This window comes from Schleiferilactobacillus harbinensis DSM 16991 (genome assembly GCF_000425885.1).
Lineage (GTDB): Bacteria > Bacillota > Bacilli > Lactobacillales > Lactobacillaceae > Schleiferilactobacillus > Schleiferilactobacillus harbinensis.
In genome coordinates, this window is record NZ_KE384471.1 from 15,583 (window position 1) to 40,107 (window position 24,525).

The 24,525-nt window shown below is 53.4% G+C and carries 22 protein-coding genes; 4 read left to right on the plus strand and 18 right to left on the minus strand.

What is annotated here, in order from left to right:
* Nucleotide 1 precedes the first annotated feature (1 nt).
* The 15 genes from H627_RS20285 to H627_RS0115540 form a co-directional block, all read right to left on the minus strand.
* A complete protein-coding gene (locus H627_RS20285) occupies nt 2–1,147 on the minus strand; it encodes a glucose-1-phosphate adenylyltransferase (RefSeq protein WP_027829639.1) in 1,146 nt (381 codons plus the stop codon).
* A gap of 12 nt (nt 1,148–1,159) precedes the next feature.
* Nucleotides 1,160–3,115, minus strand: coding sequence for a 1,4-alpha-glucan branching protein GlgB (glgB, locus tag H627_RS20290; protein ID WP_051225491.1), 1,956 nt, complete (start codon nt 3,113–3,115; stop codon nt 1,160–1,162).
* A gap of 324 nt (nt 3,116–3,439) precedes the next feature.
* On the minus strand, nt 3,440–4,723 hold the full coding sequence (locus H627_RS0115480) for a serine hydrolase (protein WP_051225492.1): 1,284 nt from the start codon (nt 4,721–4,723) through the stop codon (nt 3,440–3,442).
* Complete coding sequence (locus tag H627_RS18810) at nt 4,710–5,930, minus strand: sensor histidine kinase (RefSeq protein ID WP_051225493.1); 1,221 nt, start codon at nt 5,928–5,930, stop codon at nt 4,710–4,712. Before H627_RS18810 ends, H627_RS0115480 begins: the two co-directional genes overlap by 14 nt.
* Nucleotides 5,927–6,619 carry a response regulator transcription factor CroR gene (croR, locus tag H627_RS0115490; protein ID WP_035441395.1) on the minus strand — a complete coding sequence of 231 codons (693 nt, stop codon included), beginning with the start codon at nt 6,617–6,619 and terminating at the stop codon, nt 5,927–5,929. Before croR ends, H627_RS18810 begins: the two co-directional genes overlap by 4 nt.
* 536 nt (nt 6,620–7,155) lie before the next feature.
* Nucleotides 7,156–7,518 carry a DUF6483 family protein gene (locus H627_RS18815; protein WP_035441396.1) on the minus strand — a complete coding sequence of 121 codons (363 nt, stop codon included), beginning with the start codon at nt 7,516–7,518 and terminating at the stop codon, nt 7,156–7,158.
* Between the two features lie 90 nt (nt 7,519–7,608).
* A complete protein-coding gene (guaB, locus tag H627_RS0115500; protein ID WP_027829642.1) occupies nt 7,609–9,096 on the minus strand; it encodes an IMP dehydrogenase in 1,488 nt (495 codons plus the stop codon).
* Between the two features lie 117 nt (nt 9,097–9,213).
* Nucleotides 9,214–9,978 (minus strand): DUF1129 domain-containing protein, encoded by a 765-nt coding sequence (locus H627_RS18820; protein ID WP_051225494.1) that lies wholly within the window; start codon nt 9,976–9,978, stop codon nt 9,214–9,216.
* Nucleotides 9,979–10,005: 27 nt separating this feature from the next.
* Entirely contained in the window at nt 10,006–11,106 is a 1,101-nt protein-coding gene (ychF, locus tag H627_RS0115510) for a redox-regulated ATPase YchF (protein WP_027829643.1), read from the minus strand.
* Nucleotides 11,107–11,148: 42 nt separating this feature from the next.
* Nucleotides 11,149–11,400, minus strand: a complete 252-nt coding sequence (locus H627_RS0115515; RefSeq protein WP_027829644.1) for a DUF951 domain-containing protein — start codon at nt 11,398–11,400, stop codon at nt 11,149–11,151.
* 15 nt (nt 11,401–11,415) lie between these two features.
* Complete coding sequence (locus H627_RS0115520) at nt 11,416–12,294, minus strand: ParB/RepB/Spo0J family partition protein (RefSeq protein ID WP_027829645.1); 879 nt, start codon at nt 12,292–12,294, stop codon at nt 11,416–11,418.
* Nucleotides 12,284–13,051, minus strand: coding sequence for a ParA family protein (locus tag H627_RS0115525; protein WP_027829646.1), 768 nt, complete (start codon nt 13,049–13,051; stop codon nt 12,284–12,286). The genes H627_RS0115520 and H627_RS0115525 overlap by 11 nt, the downstream gene beginning before the upstream one ends.
* 13 nt (nt 13,052–13,064) lie before the next feature.
* Nucleotides 13,065–14,039: a nucleoid occlusion protein gene (gene noc / locus H627_RS0115530; protein WP_027829647.1), complete on the minus strand. Its 975-nt coding sequence runs from the start codon at nt 14,037–14,039 to the stop codon at nt 13,065–13,067.
* 53 nt (nt 14,040–14,092) lie between these two features.
* Nucleotides 14,093–14,827, minus strand: a complete 735-nt coding sequence (gene rsmG / locus H627_RS0115535; protein WP_027829648.1) for a 16S rRNA (guanine(527)-N(7))-methyltransferase RsmG — start codon at nt 14,825–14,827, stop codon at nt 14,093–14,095.
* A 100-nt stretch (nt 14,828–14,927) separates the two neighbouring features.
* Nucleotides 14,928–15,509, minus strand: a complete 582-nt coding sequence (locus H627_RS0115540; RefSeq protein ID WP_051225495.1) for a GNAT family N-acetyltransferase — start codon at nt 15,507–15,509, stop codon at nt 14,928–14,930.
* 72 nt (nt 15,510–15,581) lie between these two features.
* Here H627_RS0115540 and H627_RS0115545 point away from each other — a divergent pair, with 72 nt between their 5' ends.
* On the plus strand, nt 15,582–15,965 hold the full coding sequence (locus H627_RS0115545) for a DUF4430 domain-containing protein (protein WP_027829650.1): 384 nt from the start codon (nt 15,582–15,584) through the stop codon (nt 15,963–15,965).
* Nucleotides 15,965–16,495 (plus strand): ECF transporter S component, encoded by a 531-nt coding sequence (locus tag H627_RS0115550; RefSeq protein ID WP_027829651.1) that lies wholly within the window; start codon nt 15,965–15,967, stop codon nt 16,493–16,495. Before H627_RS0115545 ends, H627_RS0115550 begins: the two co-directional genes overlap by 1 nt.
* Before the next feature lie 40 nt (nt 16,496–16,535).
* Here H627_RS0115550 and H627_RS18825 read toward each other — a convergent pair whose 3' ends face one another.
* Nucleotides 16,536–16,964: a hypothetical protein gene (locus H627_RS18825; protein ID WP_051225496.1), complete on the minus strand. Its 429-nt coding sequence runs from the start codon at nt 16,962–16,964 to the stop codon at nt 16,536–16,538.
* Nucleotides 16,965–17,052: 88 nt separating this feature from the next.
* Nucleotides 17,053–18,669: an APC family permease gene (locus H627_RS0115560; protein WP_081674972.1), complete on the minus strand. Its 1,617-nt coding sequence runs from the start codon at nt 18,667–18,669 to the stop codon at nt 17,053–17,055.
* Nucleotides 18,670–18,825: 156 nt separating this feature from the next.
* Between H627_RS0115560 and H627_RS0115570 the strand changes: the two genes are divergently transcribed.
* A complete protein-coding gene (locus H627_RS0115570) occupies nt 18,826–19,371 on the plus strand; it encodes a CvpA family protein (protein ID WP_027829653.1) in 546 nt (181 codons plus the stop codon).
* A gap of 81 nt (nt 19,372–19,452) precedes the next feature.
* Nucleotides 19,453–20,139 (plus strand): type 1 glutamine amidotransferase, encoded by a 687-nt coding sequence (locus tag H627_RS0115575; RefSeq protein WP_027829654.1) that lies wholly within the window; start codon nt 19,453–19,455, stop codon nt 20,137–20,139.
* 49 nt (nt 20,140–20,188) lie between these two features.
* On the opposite strand, the gene H627_RS0115580 is transcribed toward H627_RS0115575, so the two are convergent.
* Nucleotides 20,189–24,160, minus strand: coding sequence for a hypothetical protein (locus H627_RS0115580; protein ID WP_152319349.1), 3,972 nt, complete (start codon nt 24,158–24,160; stop codon nt 20,189–20,191).
* Nucleotides 24,161–24,525 lie beyond the last annotated feature (365 nt).

Sequence of the window (24,525 nt, forward strand, 5' to 3'; positions counted from 1 at the left end):
ATTAGTCGTCCTCCTCCATTCTGCCAAGTACTTCTTGGAAGCCAACCACCGCAATATCATCCGGGGTGCCCACGACTTGGCCGCCGTCACCGATGATCGCCCGTTCGCCGACAATGGCGTGGTCGATCAAAACATTCTTGCCAATCACAGCATTGGGCATGATCATACTGTCGCGAATGACTGAGCCGGTACCGATCTTGACGTTTTGCGAAAGAATTGAATGGTCCACTTCCCCGGCCACATAACAGCCGTCCACGATCATGGAGCGGTGGACCTTGGCGGTGCTGGTCACAAACATTGGCGGTAACGCGTCGTTCCGAGAATAGATCCGCCAGTTGCGATCATCAATATCCAGCGGATTATCAGGTTCCAGGAATTCCATGTTGGCCTGCCATAAACTTTGAATCGTGCCGACATCCTTCCAGTAGCCATGGAACGCATAGGCATAAGTCGGCTCATTGTGGCTCAGGTAAGCCGGAATGACATCTTTACCGAAGTCTTCCATGCGGCCATCTGTGCTGTAGCTGTCGGTCAGATACTTCTTCAATGTCTGCCAATTGAAAATGTAAATCCCCATGCTGGCCAGATTGCTCTTAGGATGCTTGGGCTTTTCTTCAAATTGGATGATCCGGTTGGTCTCATCTGTGTTCATGATGCCGAACCGGGTGGCTTCCTGCATGGACACCGGCAATACACCAACGGTCAAAGACGCATGCTGGGCCTTGTGGTAAGCCAGCATGGCTTCATAATCCATTTTGTAAATGTGATCCCCAGATAGAATCAATACGTATTTCGGCGAATACAGGTCAATATAAGCGATGTTTTGGTAAATGGCATGGGCGGTCCCCATGAACCATTTCTCACCTTCACTGGACGCGTAGGGCTGCAATACTGTTACCCCGGCGTTCTTCTCTGCCAGTCCCCAGCTGGCGCCGTTTTGAATATGGGCATTGAGTTCCAGCGGTTGATACTGGGTCACGACCCCGACGGTGTTCACCCCCGAATTAGAACAGTTGCTCAGCGCAAAGTCGATGATCCGGTAACGACCACCAAACGGTACAGCCGGCTTCGCCGTGAACCGGGTCAGTTTGCCTAACCGAGTCCCCTGGCCGCCAGCTAAAATCATAGCAAGCATTTCTGTACTCATTGATTGCGGAAGTTAAACTTCCTTCTCTCCCTTCATTCCTTTACTCCGTGGTGCAACTTGGTCCGCTGGGTGCACGTTAACCGGTTTCAAGATCAACGCGCTCATCGCCGGCAGAATCACATTCAACGCATCCGGCTCGCTCTTATAGGGCTGGCCGATGGTCATCAGCTTCTTCTGGGGCTGGGTCCAAGTCCCGCCAAATTCCTTCATTTCCGTGTTCAGCAACTCCGTGTACTCCCCAGCAAACGGCACTGGTACTCGGTACGGTGATTTTTGAATCGGCTCCAAATTGAACACAAAGACTAAGAAGTCGTCCGTGGTTTCACTCCGGCGGGTGAACGTGATCGTCCCGCTTTGCGGATCATCCGCGTTGGTGATCTGCATCCCCTGCGGATCATGATCCAATTGCCAAAATGCGGGATCATCCAGGTACAAATGATTCAAATGGGCGGTGAAGTGCTGCATGGCTTTGTTCATCGGATCATTCAAATCACGCCACTCCAGAGCACTCCAGAACCGCCATTCCAGGAACTGGCCCCATTCGCTGCCCATGAAGAGCAATTTCTTCCCCGGATGGGCCATCAGCCAAACGAACATCGTGCGCAAATTGGCAAATTGGTTATATCGATCCCCAGGCATCTTATGCATCAGGGATTTCTTCCCGTGGACCACTTCATCATGGGAAAACGGCAGAATGAACTGTTCGTCGTCCATGTACATGAAACTGAACGTTAACAGGTTCATATGGTCCCGCCGATACAACGGATCCATTTCAAAGAACTTGAGGGTATCGTTCATCCAGCCCATGTTCCACTTGTAGTTAAAACCTAACCCGCCCGCGCTGACCGGTCCGGTCACCTGCGGAAAGGCGCTGGCCTCTTCCGCGATCATCAGGATATCCGGATGATACTGGAAGACCACCGTGTTCAGCTTGCGAATGAATGCCAAGCCTTCCAAATTGCTATTGTTCCCGTATTTATTGACGGTCCCTTCTTTGCCCTCATCGTAATCCAGATACAACATGTTGGAGACCGCGTCCACCCGAATACCGTCCAAATGACATTCATGCAGCCAATACTGGGCGCTGGAGATCAGGAAACTCTGGACCTGAGCTTTGCCCAAATCAAAGTTCCAAGTCCCCCATCGAACATTGTCGGCCCGGTTGGGATCCGCGTATTCAAACGTGGCCGTACCGTCATACTGGGCTAAGGCATCCATGTTGCGGATGAAGTGGCCAGGTACCCAATCCATGATCACGCCGATATTCGCTTGGTGAAACTTGTCCACCATGGTTAAGAATTCAACCAGCGAGCCGAATCGGCTGGTCGGCGCAAAATACCCCATCAACTGATAGCCCCAGGAGGCATCCAGCAAATGTTCCATGAGCGGCATGAATTCCACATGGGTATAGCCCAATTCGTGGAGATAGGGAATCATCCGGTCCGCCAGCTCTGGATACGTCAGGTACGACCCATCATCATGGCGCTGCCAGGAGCCGAAATGGACCTCGTAAATATTGATCGGTTCATGGTAAGGCCGCTTGGCTTTGCGCTGCTTAAGCCAGGCTGCATCGTGCCATTCAAATTCCGGCCGATCCAGTACGATGGCCGCATCCCCGGGCTTATGTTCATAGCCTAAGGCGTACGGATCAATTTTTACCGCCTCTTGACCATCCGCTTGGGTGACAGAGACCTTGTACAAGTCATTGATTTTGCATTGATCCGTCTCCCCGACCCACCAGCCGGTATTTGCCAACCGGGCTAGTTTCAGCGTCGGTTCCCAATTTGTGAATTCCCCCATGATCGCCACGCCCTGGGCATGGGGCGCCCACACCGTAAAGCGGAAGGTGGGCTGACCCGGCGTGACCCGGCGACAGCCTAACACCTCATAGCTTTGGTAATACGTGCCAGTATTAAATAAATACGCACGCTTCTCTAATTGCGACAGATTTGATTGCACACCGCCCATCCTTTCTTCATGCTCAACATGGTACAGAACGCTACGGCCCCGAGAAACTTCTTCCTTACCCCGAAATAAATGTTCCCAATTACGATTATACAGAGAAAAGGTCGTGAGCGTGTGGGAAAAGGCTTATCAATTTTGGTCCGTACCAATAAAATAAGCGGTTCACGTGTTTGCAACCTGTCTCTTCTCCTCAAGTGTAACAAATCGCAAAGCGGACGTGAAATGGAAAGGCCTAGCAAAAAACGCCCTGCTCCGCGGGGAGAGGACGCTCAATATATCAAAAACCTATTTGAAATGAAAAACATAGTGACAAATTTCGAGCCGCTTTCAGAACAAATTTCCTAACCAGCGGAAGAACCGTTCAAAAATATTGAGTTTGCCCACATTCTGGGTAGCAATCAAATTGACTTGCTGGGTGTTGACCCGGGGCAAATAGCCCAAACTATCATCCGCCAAAGACGTGCTGGCCACTTGATCACCCTTTTGTACCGGGGCGCTGGTCGCCGCTTTCCTGCCCATGGCCAAAACCGGGGTGGCCAACTGGCCGTTGTGCTGCCACGCCACGACTGGTTTAGCCAGGCCCACGGCCACCGCATCCTGTTTGCCGTCAGTTACTGACAGTTTGGCAATTTTCGTATTGTTCGGCGTTAACGTCACCGGCCGCCATTGCTGATTTACTGCGCGCAGCAATGCTGCAGTGGCAGTGAAGCGCTTGGCATTATCGGTTTCGGCCCCATCCGCATGGAGCACGACACTGACCAGCCGCCGACCCTGCCAAGGCATGGTGGCAACAAGACACTGGCCGGCCAGATCGGACGTCCCGGTCTTCAGCCCATCCACTGGCAGATCGCTTTGCGCCAAGGAGTTGCCAGTGAGCAAGGCATTCCAGTTGGTCATCGCGTAAGTCTGCGTATCGGTGACGGCAAAGTTTTTATGCACCACCGCAGAATCTTTCAGCACGTCGGGATACGTCTGCAGCAAATGGCGCACAACCAGACCGATATCGGCAGCACTCATCTTATTTTCGCCATCGCTGGGCGTGCCCGGCACCCGCAGACTATCCGGAATCAAACTATTGTTCAACCCGCTGGTCGTATAAATCGTGGCGTCTTGAATGCCTAACGCATCGAGATGGTCCTGCATTTCTTTAATAAAAGCCTTCTGCGAACCGGACAATTTATTGCCCAGCAGCATCACCGCCACGTTCGCCGAGTAGATCCAGCCAGCATCGTAAAGCTCTCGCACAGTATAGGCGTGATTGGCTAAGGGCACGTTGGATAAATTCGTATCCTGGCTGAGTTTGATTTCCGCCGCATTGGGCGTGACCGTGTCGGTCCATTGCAGGCGGCCGTGACTGATGGCGTCGCGGATCACGTACAGACTGACAATTTTAGTCAGCGAGGCCAGCGGATAAGCGGTCAAATCATCTTTAGCCGCCAGCACTTTACCGCTCTGCAAATCAAAGGCGACACCGGCCTTGGCACCGATAGTGATGGTACTGGTATTCACCGGCGCTGCGGCCGCTTGCGCGATTGGCGCGGCAGCGCCCAAACACAGTAAGGTCAGCCACAGGACAATGAGGCTGGCCCAATTCTTCTTACGCAGTTGCATGATCTTGAGTTCCCACTTTCTGATGACGTGCTTGTTCCACTTGCTTAATGGCGTCTGGTTTGGCAACGGGCTTACCGGGCGCGGCCGGGAGATAGATGACAAAACTGGTCATCTTGGCATCGGAGGTGGCATAAATGTATCCGCCGTGAAGCGCGACGATGCTCTGGGCAATGGCTAAGCCCAGCCCCGATCCGCCGGTTTCCTGGGAGCGAGACTCCTCGACCCGGTAGAACCGGTCGAAGAGGTGGCTGAGCGAATCATTGGGAATTTCCGCGCCGTCGTTAGCCACCTTGATGATCACCTCGCTGCCGACTTGTTGCGCCGTCAACCAGATGTGGGTCGCCCCCTTGCCGTATTTCAACCCATTCACCAGCAGATTATTGAACACGCGCACCAGTTTCTCCGGATCCGCCGTCATGACCAGCGGATTAGGCGTGGTATCAATATCGATACTGATTTTCTTCTTCTCTGCCTCCAGCTCAAAACTGGCGGCTAGCTGCGCCAATAAATTAGTCAGTGAAAATTCGGTCGTATTCAAATGAGTGCCAGTCTGCCGGACTTTGGTGTATTCAAACAAGTCGTCTACCAGCACTTTCATCTGCTTAGACTTCACGTAGGCCGTGTGGCTGTACTTCAACAGCTCTTCTTCGGAATGATATTGACGGTCCTCAATCAGACCGAGATAACCGATGATCGACGTCAAGGGGGTGCGAATGTCATGACTGACGTTAGAAATCAGCTCATCCTTTGATTTCTCAATCTGCCGCTCCTCATCCATGGATTGCACCGTAGAATCCACCAGGGCATTGATCGAATCAATCACCTTTTGCAGGTCTGTTTTCACTAAGAAAGGAATTCGGTGGCCCAAATGTCCCTCGGCAATGTAATGCAGTTCCCGAATCACATGGCGCATCTGAATTTGGTGATAGCGGCGGATCAGCCGCCACCAGACGACGATTACATCGACGATGACCATCAAAAAGACGAATAGCCATTGCCAGCTCCAGAGTTGCAGTGTGTTGTTCTGGTTCAGGCCAATTTTCAGCAGCCAAATGCCATCCTGGACCCGGGGTGAACTGTTCAGCACCTGGGTGATCAAGACCAGCACGGCAAAGTTGAGCAAAATCAGGAGCACGACGGTAACGATACCTTCAATGATCAGCTCGCTTTTTTCACGGCCGGTCAGTTTTACTTTTTTTGGAATCATGAAGCCTCAACCTTATACCCGACACCCCAAACCGTCTGGATCACCTTTTCGCCGCCGGTCGCCGCTTCGATCTTGTCCCGCAAGTGGGATACGTGGACCATCACGGTCTTCGCACTGACGATGGATTCTTGTTGCCAGACGCGTTCGAAAATCTCATCGGCTGAAAAAACCCGGTTCGGATGACTGGCTAATAAGTAGAGAATACCGAATTCCAAAGCAGTTAATTGAATGGTCTTCCCGGTCAGGGTAGTTACTTCGTGGGAATCTTTATTGATGTTCAACGGGCCCACCGATAACGTCTCGGGCGCTTCATTGGTCACTTGGCCGGCACTGCGGCGCAGCAGCGATTTGACTCGGGCCATGACTTCCAAGGGATTGAAAGGCTTGGCCACATAGTCGTCGGCACCGGTGATCAAGCCTTTGATCTTGTCCATATCGGCGGTTTTGGCACTGACCACGATGATTGGGATCTGAGAGTCTTTGCGGACTTCTTTGATCACGTCAATGCCGGACATGCTGGGCATCATAATATCGAGGATCATGAGCGCGATGTCGGGGTTGGTGGCGAGTTTGGTCATCGCTTCTTTGCCGGAATAGGCAAGGACGCTGTCGTAGCCTTCATTTTTAACGTAGATGTTGAGTAATTCGACGATTTCTTTGTCGTCGTCGACGATTAGTATTTTTGTCATTGAAAAAACACTCCGTTCAGCTGGGATTGGCGGCGTTGAGCACTGCCTGAAGATAATAATACCAGAGATAGCTTAAGAATGTTTGAAGGAGAGGGCTCAGGCCGGCGGTTAGAAGCGTAGGCGTAAGAGCCAAGGCACCGAAAACCCGCACTTAGGTTTTTGGTGCCTTGGCTCTTACGCCCTAGCTTCTGCCGGCCTGAGCCCGTTTACGCGGGGCAGCTGTGTCCCCCTACTCTGCCGTGCCAAGTGCTCCGCAAGCTCCGGCAAAATTGGGCTGGAACGCTGTGACGGCGGTTTGAGCCCGTGAAAACCGCGGTCTCAAACACGCCTAACGGCATATAATCTCGCCAAGTACGGGCGAGATTATTGCCGTTTCCACAGCTGAGCCCATTTTGCCTCCGCTTGCTACTCACTTGGCACTCGGAAGGTTAAAAATTATACCTCTTGTCCTAGTCCATCCACCACTGAGCTCCATCAGCCTCCAGGCGCTACGATTGGGTGCTTTGAAACCACAATACTTTCATCCCCAGTATTTTCTATACTTCTCCCTGAATTGCCGCTAACTTATTCAGCCCCTTCTGCAGTTCAGCAGTTGTCAGTCCGGCTTCAGTCCGTTCCTTCTCTGGCAGTTGGAGCAAAGCGGCATAGAGCCATAACCCCAGTTTGACGTAGTCGTCTTGTTCCATCGCATAACGAATCTGAGTGAACTTCGTGAGTGCCTCTTGGTAGTGCTGGGTGTGGAGCAGTTCGCGTAATACGTCTTGGTAGGGCAGGGGCGGTTTGTTGGCGGGGAAGATGATGGCGGATTCGGTACCTTCGGCGCGTTTGCCGAGGATGTAGCCGAGTTGGCCGGCGATGCCTTTGATTTGACGTAATAGGAAATCTGTTTCTTCAGCCATGGTAGTCGCCTTTCTTTCTTAATAATTTCCATTTTAGAGAAAAAAAGAACCGCTGTCAGCGACAACGGTTCAATAGAGACAAATTATTAATTATGCCCGGCTGTAGTTCGGGGCTTCTTTGGTGATCTGTACGTCATGGGGGTGGCTTTCCCGCAGGCCAGCGTTGGTGATCCGGACGAACTGGGCGTTGTCTCGCAGGTCGGCGAGATTCGCGGCGCCAACGTAACCCATGCCGGAACGGACACCGCCCATCATTTCATAGAGGACATCAGCAGCGGCACCCTTGGCGGCGACGCGGCCTTCAATGCCTTCCGGCACTAATTTCTTAGTTGTCTTCACGTTGCCTTGGAAATACCGGTCGGAGGAGCCGTGGTCTTGGGACATGGCGGCCAGGGAACCCATACCGCGATAAGACTTGAAGCGGCGGCCTTCGTAAATTTCGAATTCACCAGGCGCCTCATCGGTCCCGGCGAGCATGCTGCCAAGCATGACGGCCCAGCCGCCAGCGGCTAAGCCTTTGACAATATCACCGGAATACTTGATTCCGCCGTCAGCGATGATTGCCTTGCCCCGCTTGCGGGCTTCCGTCGCCGCATCATAGATGGCGGTGATTTGGGGTACACCGACACCGGCGACGATCCGGGTGGTACAAATGGAGCCCGGGCCGATGCCGACTTTGACGATGTCGACGCCGGCGTCGAACAAAGCAGCGGTGCCTTCAGCCGTGGCAACGTTCCCGGCGATCAAGGTCTTGTTCGGGAAGGCGGCGCGAATCTCGGCAATTTTTTTCAATACGCCAGCGGAATGACCGTGGGCGGTATCGATGATCACGGCGTCCGCGCCGGCATTAAATAACGCTTCGGTCCGTTCCATCGTATCTTTCGTGACACCGACTGCCCCGGCAGCCAGGAGCCGACCATGGCTGTCCTTGGCCGCGTTGGGGTAGTTCTTCACGTTCTCGATATCCTTGATCGTGATCAAACCGCTCAAGCGGCCGTCATCATCCACCAGGGGCAGCTTCTCGATGCGGTGGCGCTGAAGGATCAGTTCGGCTTCGTCCAGAGAAGTCCCGACCGGCGCGGTGACCAGGCGGTCCTTGGTCATCACACTATCGATGGTGACGGAGTAATCATCGACAAAGCGCAGGTCCCGGTTGGTCACGATGCCAATCAATTGGCGGGATTCTTCGTTGTCGACGATCGGCACACCGGAAATGTGGTATTTCTTCATTAACGTGTCGGCGGCCAATACGGGACGATCGGCGGTGAGGAAGAACGGATCGGTGATGACGCCGCTCTCGCTGCGTTTGACCTGCAGGACCTGGTCGGCCTGCTCCGTGATCGTCATATTCTTGTGGATCACGCCCAAGCCGCCTTGACGGGCCATCGCGATGGCCATGGGTGCTTCGGTGACGGTGTCCATACTAGCAGAAAGGACCGGAATGTTCAGCTTCAGGTTATCCGCCAGCTGAACAGACAGGTCCACATCCCGGGGCAGTACATGACTCTCGGCCGGAATCAATAACACATCATCAAACGTTAAACCCTCTTTGGCAAACTTGGTATCCCAATTAGACATTACGTGACCTCCATATAGTTTTGTTGTGTAGAATAACAGGAACATTGACCCTTGTCAAGTTTAAATTGATAAACAAAAAACGAACGATTATAAAAGTCTATAATCGTTCGTTCATAATTACTTGTCGTCCGCTGGCGGTGCCGGCATAAAGAAGGACTCGGTGATGTGCAGATACCGGCGCAGCAGGTAGCGCACACCGAATGCCGCGGCGCCCAGCACCAGTAATACTGGGGCCGGCAAGACCGGATTGATCACCTTCGGCACAAAGAAGGTGAGCGACAGGACCACCATGGCCACCACCAGCAAGCCCACCATGTAGGCCACCATCTTCCACATCTTGGGCCGCTTGCTCTTAGGCAGCCGCATCAGATCGTTCATTTCCGTGAAAGCCAGACCAAAGACAACGGAGATCACGACCATACTCAGAATACCGGTCGCCCCGGTGCTGTTTTTTGCCTTGGCAAAATAGCTCATGATCCCGTTCATCAAGGTCAGAATGCCCAAGAACATCAGACCACTATCCAACGATTTCTGCCAAAACGGGGTCTTCTTTACCGGTTTGGGTTTATGCGTGATTGCATACGCCTTGACCGTGGGCCCGCCGTACAGCTTGTTGGCGGGGGTCCCTCGGCGCTGGGCCTTCATGATCTCTGGCAGGATCAGCGCCATTTCGGTATCGATTTTCTGTTCTGAATAACCGGCATCACTCAAGGATTTGCGCAGCTGAAAGACATAGTCCGCATTGCGCTTGGAAAGACCAGCGCTGATTTCTTGAGTGCTCATCGCATCGATCTGCTTGTCGATCTCCTCCTGTTTGGACAGGTGGACGACCTTTTCCTGTTGTTTTTCGTGGGCCTGGGCATTACGTTCCCGTGGATCCAAATTATTTTCCTCTTTTCTCACTCATAATCACACATTGAAGCGGAACTCGATGATGTCCCCGTCTTGGACCAGATAATCCTTACCTTCCAAGCGCAGGCGGCCGGCTTTGCGGACGGCCTCCATCGATCCGTATTTATCCAAATCGGTGAAGGACACCGTTTCCGCTCGAATAAAGCCCCGTTCAAAGTCGGAGTGAATGACCCCTGCGACCTGCGGCGCCTTCATGCCCTTGTGGAACGTCCAGGCCCGAGTTTCCGGGCCGCCCGCCGTAAAGAACGTGGCCAGACCCAGCAAATGATAGGACGCACGAATCAGGCGATCCAGACCGGATTCTGTCACCCCTTCGGCTTCCAAGAAGTCCTGCTTGTCCGCATCGGGCAATTCGGCGATTTCCTCTTCCGTCTTAGCAGAAATACCGATAGCCTCGGCGTTATCCTTGGCCGCATAATCCTTGACCGCTTGATAATACTTGGATTGCTCCGGATCGGCCATGTCGTCTTCAGCAATGTTGGCCACGTACAGCACCGGCTTAGCCGTGAGCAGGAACAAGCCCTTGACGATTTTTTGCTCGTCTTTGTTAAACTCAATAGACCGTACGGAGCCGCCGTCTTCCAGTACCGGTTTGATCTTTTGCAAAACAGCCAGCTCGGCCAGCGCCGCTTTGTCCTTCGTCTTGGCAACCTTCTCTACCTTGCCGAAACGCTTGTTGATGGAATCCAAGTCAGCGATGCTCAATTCCAGATTAATGGTTTCGATGTCGTCCACGGGATCGACCTTGCCGGTCACACTGGTGATGTCATCGTCGTCGAAAGCCCGTACGACGTGAACAATAGCGTCCACTTGGCGGATGTTTTCCAGGAACTTGTTGCCCAGGCCTTCCCCTTTGCTGGCACCTTTGACGATCCCGGCAATGTCGGTGAATTCAAAGGTGGTGTGAACGATCTTCTTCGCCGGAATAATTTCATCGATCCGGGCGAGACGTTTGTCGGGCACTTCCACCATCCCCACGTTAGGGTCAATCGTGGCGAAGGGGTAGTTGGCCATTTCGGCCCCGGCCTTCGTAATTGCGTTAAACAATGTGGACTTGCCGACGTTGGGCAGTCCGACGATACCTGCTGTTAATGCCATTTTGCTTGCAAACCTGCTTTCCAAAATATCTGTATGCTGATGTTACAGTCCTGTATTGGGCGGATCTAAGGGGCGCGGCTGAACGTAATGGGGCTCATTAGCAGCCGCCACGTCCGCTGCCGCGGTCAATACTTTCTTCATCTTCTTGGTAAATTCTTGGCGGGGCATCATGATCATATGCCCGCACCCCATACACTTAATGCGAATGTCCATGCCGACCCGCAGGATCTCCCAGCGGTTCGTGCCGCAGGCATGGGGTTTCTTCATTTGTACTAAATCACCTAGGGCAAACATGGGCGCGGCCTCCTCTTAGTCGGTGTCGTCCAGAGAAATGGACAGCACATCCAAAATGCGGTTCAAATCGTCTGTGGAGACAAAGGGAATCTCGATCTTGCCCTTCCCGGCCTTGCTCTCCTGGATGGCCACCTTGGTCTGGAACCGTTGCCGCAGTTGTTCCTCGGTGGCTTCCACAAACTTAGACCGTTGGGGCTTGGGGGCGTGCTTCTTAGCCGGTGTCTGGTTCATCTCGCTGACCAGCCGTTCCAATTGGCGGACGGTCAAGGATTCCTTGATCGTCTTTTTAGCCACCGGCATGATCTGGGCCTTGTCCTTCAACCCCAGCAAAGTCCGGGCCTGGCCCATGGATAATTCGCCATCGGCTAAGTACTTCTTCGCTGGTGCCGGCAGGGACAGGATCCGCAGATAATTGGCAATGTACGGCCGGCTCTTGCCCAACCGCTCGGAGACCTCGGCTTGGGTCAAGTGCAGCCGTTTGAGCATCATGTCATAGGCTTCCGCCTCTTCCAGCGGGTTCAGATCCTCCCGCTGCAAGTTTTCCAGAATTGCTGCTTCCATCATCGTGGAATCATCCAGTTGGCGGACGATGCCGGGAATGGTGGTCTTCTGGGCGATCTTTGACGCCCGCAGCCGTCGTTCCCCGGCGATCAATTCATAACCGTTGACGCTCTTCCGGACAATGATCGGCTGCAAGACACCGTTTTGTTCAATCGAATGGGCCAGTTCCTGTAAACTGTCATCTGTAAATCGTTGGCGCGGTTGGTACGGGTTCGGGCGGATATCCGCCACGGGCAGTTCGGCCACGACTTCCTCAGCCTTCTCACCGGTTTCGATATCGGCGAACAGGGCATCAATGCCCCGGCCGAGTCCTTTACGTTTCTTAGTCGCCATAGCGCGCCACCACCTCCTTGGCCAATTCCCGGTAAGCTGTTGCACCCCGGGATTGGCTGTCATAATCAATGATCGACTCCCCAAAACTTGGGGCCTCCGCTAAGCGGGTCGCCCGAGGAATAATCGTTTTAAACACCTTGTCAGCGAAGTGCTGCTGCACTTCCGCCACCACTTGAGCGGCCAGATTCGTACGGGCATCAAACATCGTCATCAAGACCCCGAGGATGGCAAGATCCGGATTGAAATGTTTGCGCACCAAATCAATGGTTTGGAGCAGCTGGCCCAGCCCTTCCAGGGCGTAGTATTCACTTTGGACCGGAATCAAGATCCGATCCGACGCGGTGAAGCCGTTGATTGCCAGCTGGCCCAGGGACGGGGGACAATCAATTAAAATATAATCATATTGTCCCTGCACCGGAGCCAAGCCATTCTTCAACCGGGTCTCCCGGGCAATCTGAGTGGTCAGTTCTACCTCGGCCCCAGCCAGTTGCAACGTGGCCGGAACAATGTCCAGCCCTTTGCGCTCCGTCGGCCGAATCGCCGGGGCCAGCGGTGCCTCATCGATCAAAATTTCGTAGACATCATGCTGAATGGAGCTTTTTTCGATTCCTACCCCGCTGGTCGCGTTACCCTGGGGATCGATATCCACCAGCAGCACTTTTTTGCCCATCTCAGCCAGTGCGGCGCCCAGATTAATGGTCGTCGTGGTCTTGCCCACGCCGCCCTTTTGATTTGCTACGGCAATTACTTTCGCCAACCCAGGTGGCCTCCTACTCTGTGTCTGTTTTATCGGCCGTCGGGACCGTGATCTGAATGTGGTGGCCGGCATCGTCGTCACTCTCGGAATACGTGATCGGCACTCCCGCCTCCTGGACCATCGCGACAGACTTCTTAATCGTATTGATAGCCACCCGGGGATCGGTACTATGGGTACTGCGCACCCGTTGTTTCGGCTGACTTGCCGGGCGCTTCTTCGGCGTTGGCGCTGCGGTATGCTCAGTGGTGTCCGCCTCAGTTTCGGCCGCTGTTGGTGCTGCTGGTTCGGGCCGCGTCGGCGCAGCGGGTTCCGGATGCAGCAAGTGATCCACGAGTTCTTCCGTTTCTTTCACGTTCAGCCCATCCTGAAGTACTTTATGCAACGCCAGCTGCTGCTGCAAATCATCCAACTGGAGCAGAGCGCGGCCGTGCCGTTCGGTGATCTGACCATCCATGATGGCCTCTTGCACCGCGTCAGACAGTTTCAGCAGGCGCAGCTTGTTGGCCACAAAAGATTGGGACTTGCCCATCTGCTGCGCCAAGCATTCCTGGGTCAAATCGTTAAGCTTCATCAAGGCCGCATAGGCCCGGGCTTGTTCAATCGGCGAGAGCTGTTCCCGCTGCAGATTTTCTACCAGTGCCATGGACGCCGTCTCCTCATCATTCATCTTCTGGACGATGGCCGGCACTTCTTTCCAGTGCAAACTGCGCACCGCTCGAAAGCGCCGCTCACCCGCAATGATTTCGTAATGATCTGATTCATATTCCCGCAGGACGATGGGCTGGAGCAGCCCGTGTTCCTTGATCGTCCCGGCCAATTCTGAGATCCGCGCATCGTTGAAGTGTTTGCGCGGTTGGAACCGGTTGGGCACGATATTGCCCAGCGGCACCATCACGACTTGATTCACCGTCTGCTGTTGATCCGCTACCTCGTTGGTTTCCTGCTTCTGCGCTTTGTGCGTATTTTTCTTGAAGAAAGAAAATGCCATTTTCTGTCATTGCCTCCGTATTGCGATGCAGGCCTGCATCGACGCGTATCCGTTTAATGACTCTGAACGAGCGGCTCAGCGTGGGGTGTGCCGGCTTTGCGCGGATACCGTTTGGGCGTATGCCGTGTTTTGCGGTACACCAGCAAGTGGCGCTCGCCGGCTTCTTCCGGCAAGGTCAGCGCTACGTCCTGTTCGAGCTTGGCCCCGAGTTGGGCCACCGCATACTCGGCCGCCGCCTCTTCCGCTGGGGCACTGCTGCCCTTCATGGCGACGAAGACCCCGCCGACTTTGACCAGCGGCAAGGTCAGCTCGGCCAAGACATTCAACGGCGCCACCGCCCGGGCGGTCACGACATCGAAGGCCTCTCGCTGGGGACTGCGCTTGTTGCCGGCATCCTCGGCGCGGCCATGGATCAAGGCTACCCCGGTGAGATCCAATTGGCCGACCGCATCGTTCAAAAAATTAATTCGCTTTTGTAAAGAATCGAGTATCGTGAGGGAGATTTGAGGAAAGGCAATTTTCACCGGAATACCCGGCAAACCTGCGCCGCTGCCGACATCCATCATCGCCAGAGGTGCAGTCGCCAACGCAGGCACCGCTTGGATCAGGGTCAGGGAATCGTAGAAATGTTTCAAATAGACGTCCCCTTCAGCGGTGATCGCCGTTAAATTCATTTTTTCATTCGCGGCGACCAATAATTCAAAATATTGGTGAAACTGCGCCATCTGCGCAGCCGTCAGGGTCAGCCCCTGCTGGGCCAGCGTTTCTTGGAAAACTTGCGGCGTCATTGCCCGTGCTCCTCTCGTCTATTTAACCGTGAAACACAGAGTGTTCCACATTTCTCCACTTTACCTGAATGAGCGACGAAAAGCAAGGCAGGTCAAGGGGTTAGCGTTTTATTTCAGCGAAGGGAACAAAGGGCTGCGGGGCCGTGTTGCCCGGAGTCAGCACCTTGGTCAGCCACAGTACATCCCACCACTGGTCCAGCTTATAGGCAAAATGGGGAAATAAAGCATGCTGGGTGTAGCCGTCCCGTTCGTGAAAGCGGATAGAGCGGGCGTTATCCGCCGTGATGCAGGCGCCGAGGCTGACGACGTGCTGCTGGCGCAGGGCGGCCTCCAAGGCTTGGTATAACCGGCGGCCGATACCATGGGCGATGGCGTCTTGGGCAACGTATACTGAGACCTCCGCGGCCCAATCGTAGGCAGTGCGGAAGCTGTAAGCACTGGCATACGCGTACCCTTGAATCATTCCCTGATCATCCACGGCAACCAGGTAGGGGTAACGCTGAAGCGTCGTTTGGATGCGCCGGTCAAATTCTTCAGCAGTCGGCGGCGTGCATTCCATGGTAATTGCAGTACCGGTGACGTAGGGGGCGTAAATGGCTGCTAGGCGGGACGCGTCGGCAGCGGTGGCAAGGCGAATGGTGATGGCGATAATCCTCAACTTCTTCCATAATGTCGTGCCCATAGTTTACCGCGAATCGATCGGCAGTGATGGTATAATTTGGGTACTGTTTCATTGTTGAGGAGGACTATTGTCTTGAAGAAAATGATACCAACTGTTTTGGTTCTGCTTGGCTTGCTTGCCCTGCTCGCCGGTTGTACCGCCGGCAGCCAGCCCAAGCACGCTGCCGCCGCCACGATCCCGGTCATCTATGAATTGCGGGAAAACAACCGGGCCTTTGCCAAAAAGACGATTCAGGTACCCAAAAACAAAGCAGTCGTCTTAACGGGCTTGCAGAAAGGCTGGTCAGTCAAAGCCGCCAACGGCTTCATCACCAGCATTGCCGGCAAGAGCCAAAACACCGCCAAGAAGATCTACTGGCTGTACACCGTCAACGGCAAAATGGCCAGCAAGGGGGCTGCTCAGCAGAAAGTCCAAGCCAAGGATAAGGTCGTCTTCAACCTGGCCCCGACCAAGTAATGCCGGTCACTCACAATCGTACCCGCCAGGTCACCCTCCTCGCCATGCTCACCGCGCTGTGTGCTGCCCTGCGTATTGTCAAGATCCCCATTCCCAATGTCCAGCCGGTAACGGCGATTCTCATGCTGGTCACCCTGCAATTGGGTCTTGCCGCCGGCCTGATCCTCGCCGTGAACACGATGGTCCTGTCGAACATTTTCCTGGGTTTCGGCATTTGGACCATCCCCCAGATTGGAGCGTACGCCGGGTGTATCCTGCTGGTCGGCTTTCTGGCCCGCGTGACGCCGCTGCGCCGCTGGTTTTGGGCCCAGCTCACTCTCTGCGGTCTGCTCGGATTTCTCTACGGCTTTCTCGTCAGCCTCGGCATGGCCGTCTTTGGCCAACTCAGCGGCTTAGGCCTCTGGGCGTATTATCTAGCTGGCATCCCCTTTGACGGCTACCATGCTGCCGGAAATCTAGTATTCTATTTTGTATTGAAGAAGCCATTGGTGCTAGCCCTGACCAAGTATCAGAAAAGCGGTCAAAACTGATTTCTCAGCTTGACCGCTTTTCATATGCCATGGCAGAGCCCTAGTCGGTTAATTCCCGCTTCGGCTCTTTCTTTTCTTTATTCGCTTCTTTATTCATCTCGTCCACCCAAGCCTTGGCATGCTTGACGGCATCGGCCGTCAGCGCATCCCAATCATCATACTTGGCCAGTTGGATCACCAATTCATCCGGGTTGTCATTGAACACACTGCGGTTATTGATGGTGATGTTGAACTCGTCAAACCGGTACTGATCGCCGAAGTGGCGAATCTGCAAAACGAAATAGCCGGACTCGTATGTATGCTCGTTGTCAGCCTCTTCATAGAGTACCTGCAACTGGCGCTTGTCGTCCTTAAACTCAAACGTCTTTTTCAACGTATCCCACAATTGGTTATAGTGTTCATGCAAATCTTTGATTTGGGCGTCGCTGAGGTCCTCGTCGAAGGCAATTTTTTTACCTGCTAATTCCATATTGACATCTTCCCTACATTTAATCGACTCTTGCAATTTTCATTCTACGGCTCTGGCCGCCTTCATTCAAGGGTGAAAGCGTAATGGTCTATTTGTTTGCTGGCAGTTTGACCCGCTTATTAACCATCTTGGCTCGGCCAAACGACTTGGATTCCCAATGGCTATGGATGCCCCAGTAATAAAACAGGAGCGCGCCGATGATCAGCACTAAGAAATCATAGGGGTAATGGATCCAGTTCAAACCATTGAACTCTTGACTGCCGATCAGGGACATTACGGATAGAAAAATCAAGTACGTCAGCAGCCAGGCGCTGCCCTGGACCTGTTTTTTAGTATTCGCCCAGCCCGTCCGCCATTCGAAGTAGAGATAGAACGGAAAGCCCAGCAGGATCACTAAGATGACTTCCACGGTAGTCGGCCATTTCGCCCAATAAGTCGCCAACGACGCCAGCACGAAGGCCAGCGGGGCCATGATCCGCAGGTGGGCCGAGGTGACCGGGCGTTTGAAGTTCGGCGCCATTTTACGCAAAGACACGACAGTCGTGGGACCGGTCAGGTAGGCAATCAGCGTCGACGTGGAAATCACACTGGCCAGCGTACCCCAGGAACGGAACACGGATACCATGGCCATACTGAGGATGGCGTTGACCACCATCGCCACCCGCGGTGTCCCGTAGCGGGCATCAATTTTGCCGACAAAATGGGGAATGTGATTGTTCCCCGCCATGGCCTGCAACGCCCGACCGGTGGAGGCGACAAACGACACGCCGGTACCAAATGGCGAAACAAAGGCATCCATGTAAAGCAGGACAGACAACCAATTCAGACCCAGCAGGACGGCCAGATCGGCAAATGGCGAATTGAAGTTGATCCCTTGCCAGCCGTATTTCGCCAGCTGGTGGGGCGGCATCGCCGTGATGAACGTGCTTTGCAAGAGGATATACAAGACCGCACTGATTACCAGTGAAATGGCGATCCCTTTGCCGATATTTTTGCCCGGCTTTTTTACTTCATCGCCCATATTGATCACGGTCTGGAACGCGTTGAACGAAAAGATGATCCCGGATACCGAGGTCGCCGCGAAAATCGGTGCAGTGCCGTAAGGCATGAACGCCTGGACCGTGTGGCCGTAATTGCCGGGGTGAAACCCGGAAATCGTCAGCATGATGATCGTCAACAGCGGCACGCCGACCTTGAACACCGAAATAAAACTGGTGAAGCGGGTCAGCAAGGTCACGGACCAATAATTCAGCAGCGTGAACACGACGATGAACGCGAAGACCACCAACAGCCCCACCGTAGTGATCGTCCCGTTTTGCAGAAAACCGCGGGTGAAGCGGGCCCAGGACCAGGGCCAAGAGGCCATATATTGCACCGCGGCCACGGCTTCGATGGGAATCAGGGTGATCAGCGACACCCAGTTGGCCCAGGCGGCGATGAAGCCCAGTAACGACCCATGAGTGTACTGGGCATATTTGCTCATGCCCCCGGATTCGGGAAACATTGTCCCCAGTTCGATGTAATTGTAGGCGATGGTGCCGATCACCACCGCGCCGATGACCCAGGAGATGAGTGCTGCCGGCCCGGCGACCTTCGCCGCTTCCCAGGCCCCGAACAACCAGCCGGAGCCGATGAGCGACCCCAGTCCGAGCATCACGAGTTGAAATAAACTGATCAGTTCTGTTTGTTTCTTCTTTGCTGCCATATTTTCTGAAAAACCCTCCAAAATGTAACTGCCTAAAAAAGAATCAGTCTTGCCCAGTGTAACATGTCCCGCTTGGTTATCGGTCCCAAGTCCCTTTTTCCCTGCCCGCATTCGTGGTCCAATAAGGGTATCACCTTTGCAGAAAGGATTTTAACCATGCTCGTTAACGTGATCCTGGCTTTTCTCTTCCTCTTCGCGATTTTTCGCGGCTGGTCCCGGGGTATCGTCGCTCAACTGGTGCATCTCGGCGGCAGCCTGCTGCTGTTCTTCATCGCTTGGTGGTACAACAAACCCGTCGGCGAGTGGCTCAGCGGCCTCTGGACCAAGTCCCATCCCGAAAGCACGGCCTTTGCCGGGGCAGCGGGCAATGTCATCGCCTTTTATCTGATCATGACCATCGGCGGCTTGATCATTTGGTGGATCACCCGCCGGACCCGCTGGTTTACGAAATTTCCCGTCGTCCACCAAATCAACGCCTTGCTCGGCGCCCTGCTCACTTTAGTCATGACGGTCATCTTCGTCACCTTGACCCTGGCGGTGCTCAGCCGCTGGCCGAATAACGACCTGCAACTGGCCATTCTCAATTCTTCCTGGGCCCAATGGCTCCTGACCCAATCGCAAATCGTGTGGCGGGACGTCTTGGCTTGGCTGTTCCACGTTTCGGCCAATGATCTGACTATGGCCTTTGCCCTCTTGCCGTAAAAGCAAAACAGGTGCAAGACAGGCCGCTTCGTGGTAGAGTACAATCTAAGTTGAACAGCGTTGAAGGGGGTTAAACACCACATGGCAGAACCAATCAAAATTGCGTATCTGTACGAGGATCTAATGAATACTTACGGTGATTCCGGGGACGTCAAGATCCTGCGCTTCCTGTTGAAGCAGCAGGGCTATGACACCACGGTGACCAACGTCAGTTTAGGCGACGACTTTGACGCCAATGATTACGACTTCCTATTTTTCGGCGGCGGTCAAGACTTCGAACAGACCGTGGTGGCCAAGGACTTGCAACGGCACCGGGAAACCATCAAGGATTACATTGAAGCCGGCAAACCGATGCTGTGCATCTGCGGTGGCTACCAGTTCCTGGGTACCTACTACAAGATGAGCGACGGCACGGTGATCAAGTGCCTGAATATTTTGCCGCTGCACACCGTCTTCAAGGCCGATGCCCGAATGATCGGCGATACCAAATTCATTACGCAATTTGGGCCGGCCCAGGCCTTCGAGAATCACTCCGGCCGGACGTACTTTGATGACCAGGACAAGCTGAAGCCCTTCGGCACGATGATTGAAGGCTATGGCAACAACCCGGATGACCACACCGAGGGCATGCGTTATAAAAACGTCATCGGCAGCTACTCCCATGGGCCGCTGCTGAAGAACTTGAACATCGCGGAAGGCATCATGAAGCTGATCATCCAAAATCATCAGAATCGATTAGCCCACAGCAAAGAAGCCGTCATGGCGTAAAAAAACAGCGTTCAGAGAAATTTCTCTGGGCGCTGTTTTTGACTGTGCACTATTTCAGGGTGCTGCCGCCATCATCAGGAGTCATGGTGTAGGTCACCGTGGCCTGGTACTTGCCGCCGGTGAAACCGCTGAAGCCGCCGCCGTTATCTCCCACGGTGAAGGTCGTGTTGCCGACATTGCGCCGATAACCTGCCGGGTACTTGCCGCCAGGACGGGTGAGAATTTTGGTTGGGGAACCACCGGCGGTCACCGTACCGTTGGCCGGCGTACTGCCTGTGGTTAGGTCGTTGAACGTGATGGTGGAGCCGCTGATGCTGCCGGTACCGCCCACCGGACGGAACCCGCTCATCTGCGCATACAGATACCAAGGATCCCGGGTGGGTGAATCCGGGTCAATGGGTTCGACCGCCCGATTGTCAAACGCTTCGAAGTAGGCATTATCCTGTTGATCAGCAGGCAGCGCTTGGGCTGTCCCTACGGCGGTACTGGGCAATTGACCAAAGTCCAAGTCCGGCACATGAAGCAGGCCATAGGTGTTGTCACCGCCCGAATAAAGGTAAACGGCATTAGACCCCAACGTGATCGGTGTACCGCTCTCGGTTGTCGCCGAGAAAGTAGACCGGATCACTTGTTGAGCAGGAATGTTGGCGGCACTTGTGTTAGGCACATTGAGCGTGTACATGATTTCTAGCACTTGACCGTTTAGGAGGCCGCCATTAATACCAGGACCATAAATCACATGGGTAAAGTTGGTGATCGCCGGATTGCTGGTATCGATTCCTGCGGTCGAACCCGTTGTAAATGGCGCCGAGCCAAGCGCAGGCATTCCCCCTGCTTTAGTCACCGTCATTGACGACTTGGTAGTTCGCCCGGTCTCGCCGAAAGCTGTTGCTCCCGGACTGAGGGTAAAGTACGGATGCGCTGGATCGTTAGTTTTCGGCATATCCACTGATACCTTGACATTTTTCAGCAAGCCAAAGGGCGGCGTTGTTGGAATAACGACACGGGCCCGCATCCGAACTTGATCCGTAGGCTGAACGTAGCCGCGAATCGAGTCATAGGGACTGACATAATTGTAATAATCATTGGGGACGAAGGTGCCCGCCCCAATCTTATTTTTATATTCTTGCCAGGTATACATTCCATAATGATCCGGATCAGTCACGATACTCTGGTTGACCTTAATCTGGTCATATCCATCAGGTACTACATTGACGATTTGCTGGGCATCAACGTTGCTGGTGTATTGGGTCCCCTTGTACGTATAGGTAATCGTCGTCCGCACAGTGATCACGTGGGGCCCAACACTGTTAGCGACCCCCAGCGTACCACTGCTGTCCGGTACAGTGTGGTCCGCTTGGTCATTGACGGTGAACGCGAAGGCGTGCGGCCCCGGTGCCTCAGCCGAGTTATCCGGATTGGTCGTCTTAGTCCACGTTCCGGTCTTGCCCGGATTATTGTCCGTCAAATCGCCCACGGTCACAGTGCTGTCACTGCCTACCCCGGCGGCGACTTTGCCGCCAACAGCCATTGCTGGCAGCCAGTTGGCCGTCCAATTGCCGTCAATCGTGATGCCCTTGGCGAGCTGAGCAGCAGTCACGTTGTACACTCGATTCGTCAAATTGATCGTCGGCATGAACCGCTTTTGCAGCACATAGAGGGTGGCCGGCCGAATATAAGCCCCGTCGCCCATGAAACCGGAATACCGTACTTGCAGGTTATCCTTGAAATTGTTGCCGACGGTGGGCAGCGTCGTAATTGCGTTGCCCTGATTATCCTTGACGTCGGTACTCACCGCCTTGACCGTTTGGGCTAACGTGCCCGTATTGGCATACACTTGGTCAGGGGTGTTCAAGGCTGGCTTATTGCCCCAGTTGGCAGGATCCGTGTCCGCGTCTGCTGTTTCAAAATTCGAGTAATAATTGACGACTCGGGCAAACCGGGAGGTACTGACAACATCCGTATCTTTCCGCGGCGTGTACGCCGGATAAGGCAGCATGGTGTTTTGGTTTGGCAAATCACCCGCCAGTAAACCGCCCGTCGACGCCATGTCCAAGGTGGCACTGCGCTGATCGTAACTCTTTGAACCATCGCGGGTGGGCAAAGCAGCGGAACTGGGTGTGTTCTTAGGCGGCAATAGGACCACCTCCCACGGCTTGATCGTCCCGCTATCGCTCACGTTAGTATTATCGATATTCATTTTGTTGTCCCAGTCAAAGGGGGACACATAAGAATTCCAACTATTCATAGCGACGGAGAAATTAATATTACCGCCCACTTTGCCCTCATCAGCCCAATACATTCGGTTATTGGCCTCTTGCTTGGGATCCTGATTCCAGCGCATGGCGGCAGGGATTGAATTGAAGTACGTATCATTAGACGGTGTAGCTGCTTGTTTCCACAAATATCCAGGATCCGTGGCATGCGCATCGGTATAATACGTTGATTTGATCAAAGCCCGATCCATCGGTGTGTTATGCGGGCCAAAATTGTCATAGGCGGTAACCACATTATTATTGTCGTCCGTTGCTGCAGTCACTGGCTTGGGATCAACTAATTGATCGCTCCCCACGATGTCCATGGACAAATTGTACTGATGGTTGACCTGTGCTGATGGCATTAAAAAGCCCTTTGTGAGCGTTTGTTTGGGCGAATGATCATCTAAATTCCCGTCGTATTTATCCATATCGATGAAGAAGTTGACGAAACAAGAGCCAGCAAAACCATCTTGCGAAATAATGTTAGTGACGCCATTAACAAGAGTCTTCCAATAAAACGGAAAAGAGTTGGGCATACTATTGAGTGAGTATAGGGCATCCAGTAGCGAATACGTAAAGGGATAACCATAACTGTAATTATGTGTTGTAAGATCCTCCCCCGGTGACCAGAGGCTTTGGCTGGTAATAGTACCAGCATCCAAATACGAATTAACTTGATACTGCGATTTCAACAAATCATAGGCGCCATTATTCCCTGGCTGCCAGGTCTTCTGCGCCGCGGCTGGCACCACCGGATAATTGTTTTCTTTGAATGTGCCGCTTTGCCAAGAATTACCCGTGTACGTTTTGACATTGTTCTGATAATCCCGCAAATCCTGCTGGATCAGACTCTTTATTTTTGCATCTGTTAAATCTTTTGCGGCTGGAACGGCTTTGCGGTAAGCCGCCAAATCAACCGTGCTGGGGACTGCTGGTTGCGCCCCCGTTACTTTACTGGTATGTGTGGTGCCATAGGGTGCAATACCGCGCATATTGACCATCGACCCAATCCCAATGTCCGAGGGAATGTCTTCGACATTGACCGGAATTCCCTTTACTTTGAGATAGAAAACGTTGGGGTGATGGGCATCCAAATACACTGTATGATCGAATTGCATCGGCACATAGATACGGGAAACATATCTAGTCATCCGCGGCACATCAATGGCTAGCTTAAAATAAGCCCGATCCCAAACAATGGCTTTTGAGATTGCGGCCGCGTTGACCCCCTTCTCCATTTTGAACCGCACCATGACACCGTAATTACCGAACAACAAATTCTCTAATGCCGAATTACTGCCGCTTGTCCCATAACGCGCACTACCATTGACAGCATTGTTAGTTTCATCCCAATTTTTATAGACCATCACGTGCACGTTAACGGTCCCGACGGCCTGCAAAAAGTGTCCTTTATAGGCTTCTTCCCCAGATTGCAAATCAGGCACCCAAACATTGCCGTTTTTCTTTTGCATGTCCGTCTGTGAATCATTAAAGCTCATTGGTACTGCATTGCGGCGATAAACTAGTTTGAAATCCGAGGTTACTGGATCCAAATGGCGGAAGCCGCCGATGCTGTCAGAATACGCCGGATCGTAAGGTGTCAAACCCGTTAATGGATAAACGGCAATGGGCGACTGCATGGGCGTAGTGACTCCCGCCGGGGCAATCCCGCTGGCCACATTGCCATTTCCGTCAGGAGCTACGCCATCAGCAATACTCGGTATATTCACCGCCGGCTTGGTCGTGTCAGTCGGATCCTTCAAATCCAAATTCTCCGCCTGGACAGTTCCCCTAGAACATCCAACAAAAATCAACATCGCAATCAGTGCAAAAAAAATCGAAAAGAGACGCCTCTGTCCCCGCCAGCGTCTTGTGCAATATGTATTCATATGTTTTCCTCCCCAAAAAGCATTGGAATGAGTCCACCAAAAACGTACTGCTCGAATGCGAGTTGTATACTCACGTGTACCAAGTTCAGAATACCACAGGGCATATTGAAACGGTAGTTATAAAACAGAAAAAGTATTCGTAAATACTCATATATTCAGCACTTCCGGCTCATTTGTCTAGCTAATCAGCGGGTCAAGAAATCCGTTGAAGCCGGCAAACCGATGCTGTGCATCTGCGG

Excerpts from the sequence above, each read along its gene's own strand:
- H627_RS20285 (WP_027829639.1), bottom strand. The coding sequence starts at position 1,147 with ATGAGTACAGAAATGCTTGCTATGATTTTAGCTGGCGGCCAGGGGACT.
- glgB (WP_051225491.1), bottom strand. The coding sequence starts at position 3,115 with ATGGGCGGTGTGCAATCAAATCTGTCGCAATTAGAGAAGCGTGCGTAT.
- H627_RS0115480 (WP_051225492.1), bottom strand. The coding sequence starts at position 4,723 with ATGCAACTGCGTAAGAAGAATTGGGCCAGCCTCATTGTCCTGTGGCTG.
- H627_RS18810 (WP_051225493.1), bottom strand. The coding sequence starts at position 5,930 with ATGATTCCAAAAAAAGTAAAACTGACCGGCCGTGAAAAAAGCGAGCTG.
- croR (WP_035441395.1), bottom strand. The coding sequence starts at position 6,619 with ATGACAAAAATACTAATCGTCGACGACGACAAAGAAATCGTCGAATTA.
- H627_RS18815 (WP_035441396.1), bottom strand. The coding sequence starts at position 7,518 with ATGGCTGAAGAAACAGATTTCCTATTACGTCAAATCAAAGGCATCGCC.
- guaB (WP_027829642.1), bottom strand. The coding sequence starts at position 9,096 with ATGTCTAATTGGGATACCAAGTTTGCCAAAGAGGGTTTAACGTTTGAT.
- ychF (WP_027829643.1), bottom strand. The coding sequence starts at position 11,106 with ATGGCATTAACAGCAGGTATCGTCGGACTGCCCAACGTCGGCAAGTCC.
- H627_RS0115515 (WP_027829644.1), bottom strand. The coding sequence starts at position 11,400 with ATGTTTGCCCTAGGTGATTTAGTACAAATGAAGAAACCCCATGCCTGC.
- H627_RS0115520 (WP_027829645.1), bottom strand. The coding sequence starts at position 12,294 with ATGGCGACTAAGAAACGTAAAGGACTCGGCCGGGGCATTGATGCCCTG.
- noc (WP_027829647.1), bottom strand. The coding sequence starts at position 14,039 with ATGGCATTTTCTTTCTTCAAGAAAAATACGCACAAAGCGCAGAAGCAG.
- rsmG (WP_027829648.1), bottom strand. The coding sequence starts at position 14,827 with ATGACGCCGCAAGTTTTCCAAGAAACGCTGGCCCAGCAGGGGCTGACC.
- H627_RS0115540 (WP_051225495.1), bottom strand. The coding sequence starts at position 15,509 with ATGGGCACGACATTATGGAAGAAGTTGAGGATTATCGCCATCACCATT.
- H627_RS0115550 (WP_027829651.1), top strand. The coding sequence starts at position 15,965 with ATGCCGGTCACTCACAATCGTACCCGCCAGGTCACCCTCCTCGCCATG.
- H627_RS18825 (WP_051225496.1), bottom strand. The coding sequence starts at position 16,964 with ATGGAATTAGCAGGTAAAAAAATTGCCTTCGACGAGGACCTCAGCGAC.
- H627_RS0115560 (WP_081674972.1), bottom strand. The coding sequence starts at position 18,669 with ATGGCAGCAAAGAAGAAACAAACAGAACTGATCAGTTTATTTCAACTC.
- H627_RS0115570 (WP_027829653.1), top strand. The coding sequence starts at position 18,826 with ATGCTCGTTAACGTGATCCTGGCTTTTCTCTTCCTCTTCGCGATTTTT.
- H627_RS0115575 (WP_027829654.1), top strand. The coding sequence starts at position 19,453 with ATGGCAGAACCAATCAAAATTGCGTATCTGTACGAGGATCTAATGAAT.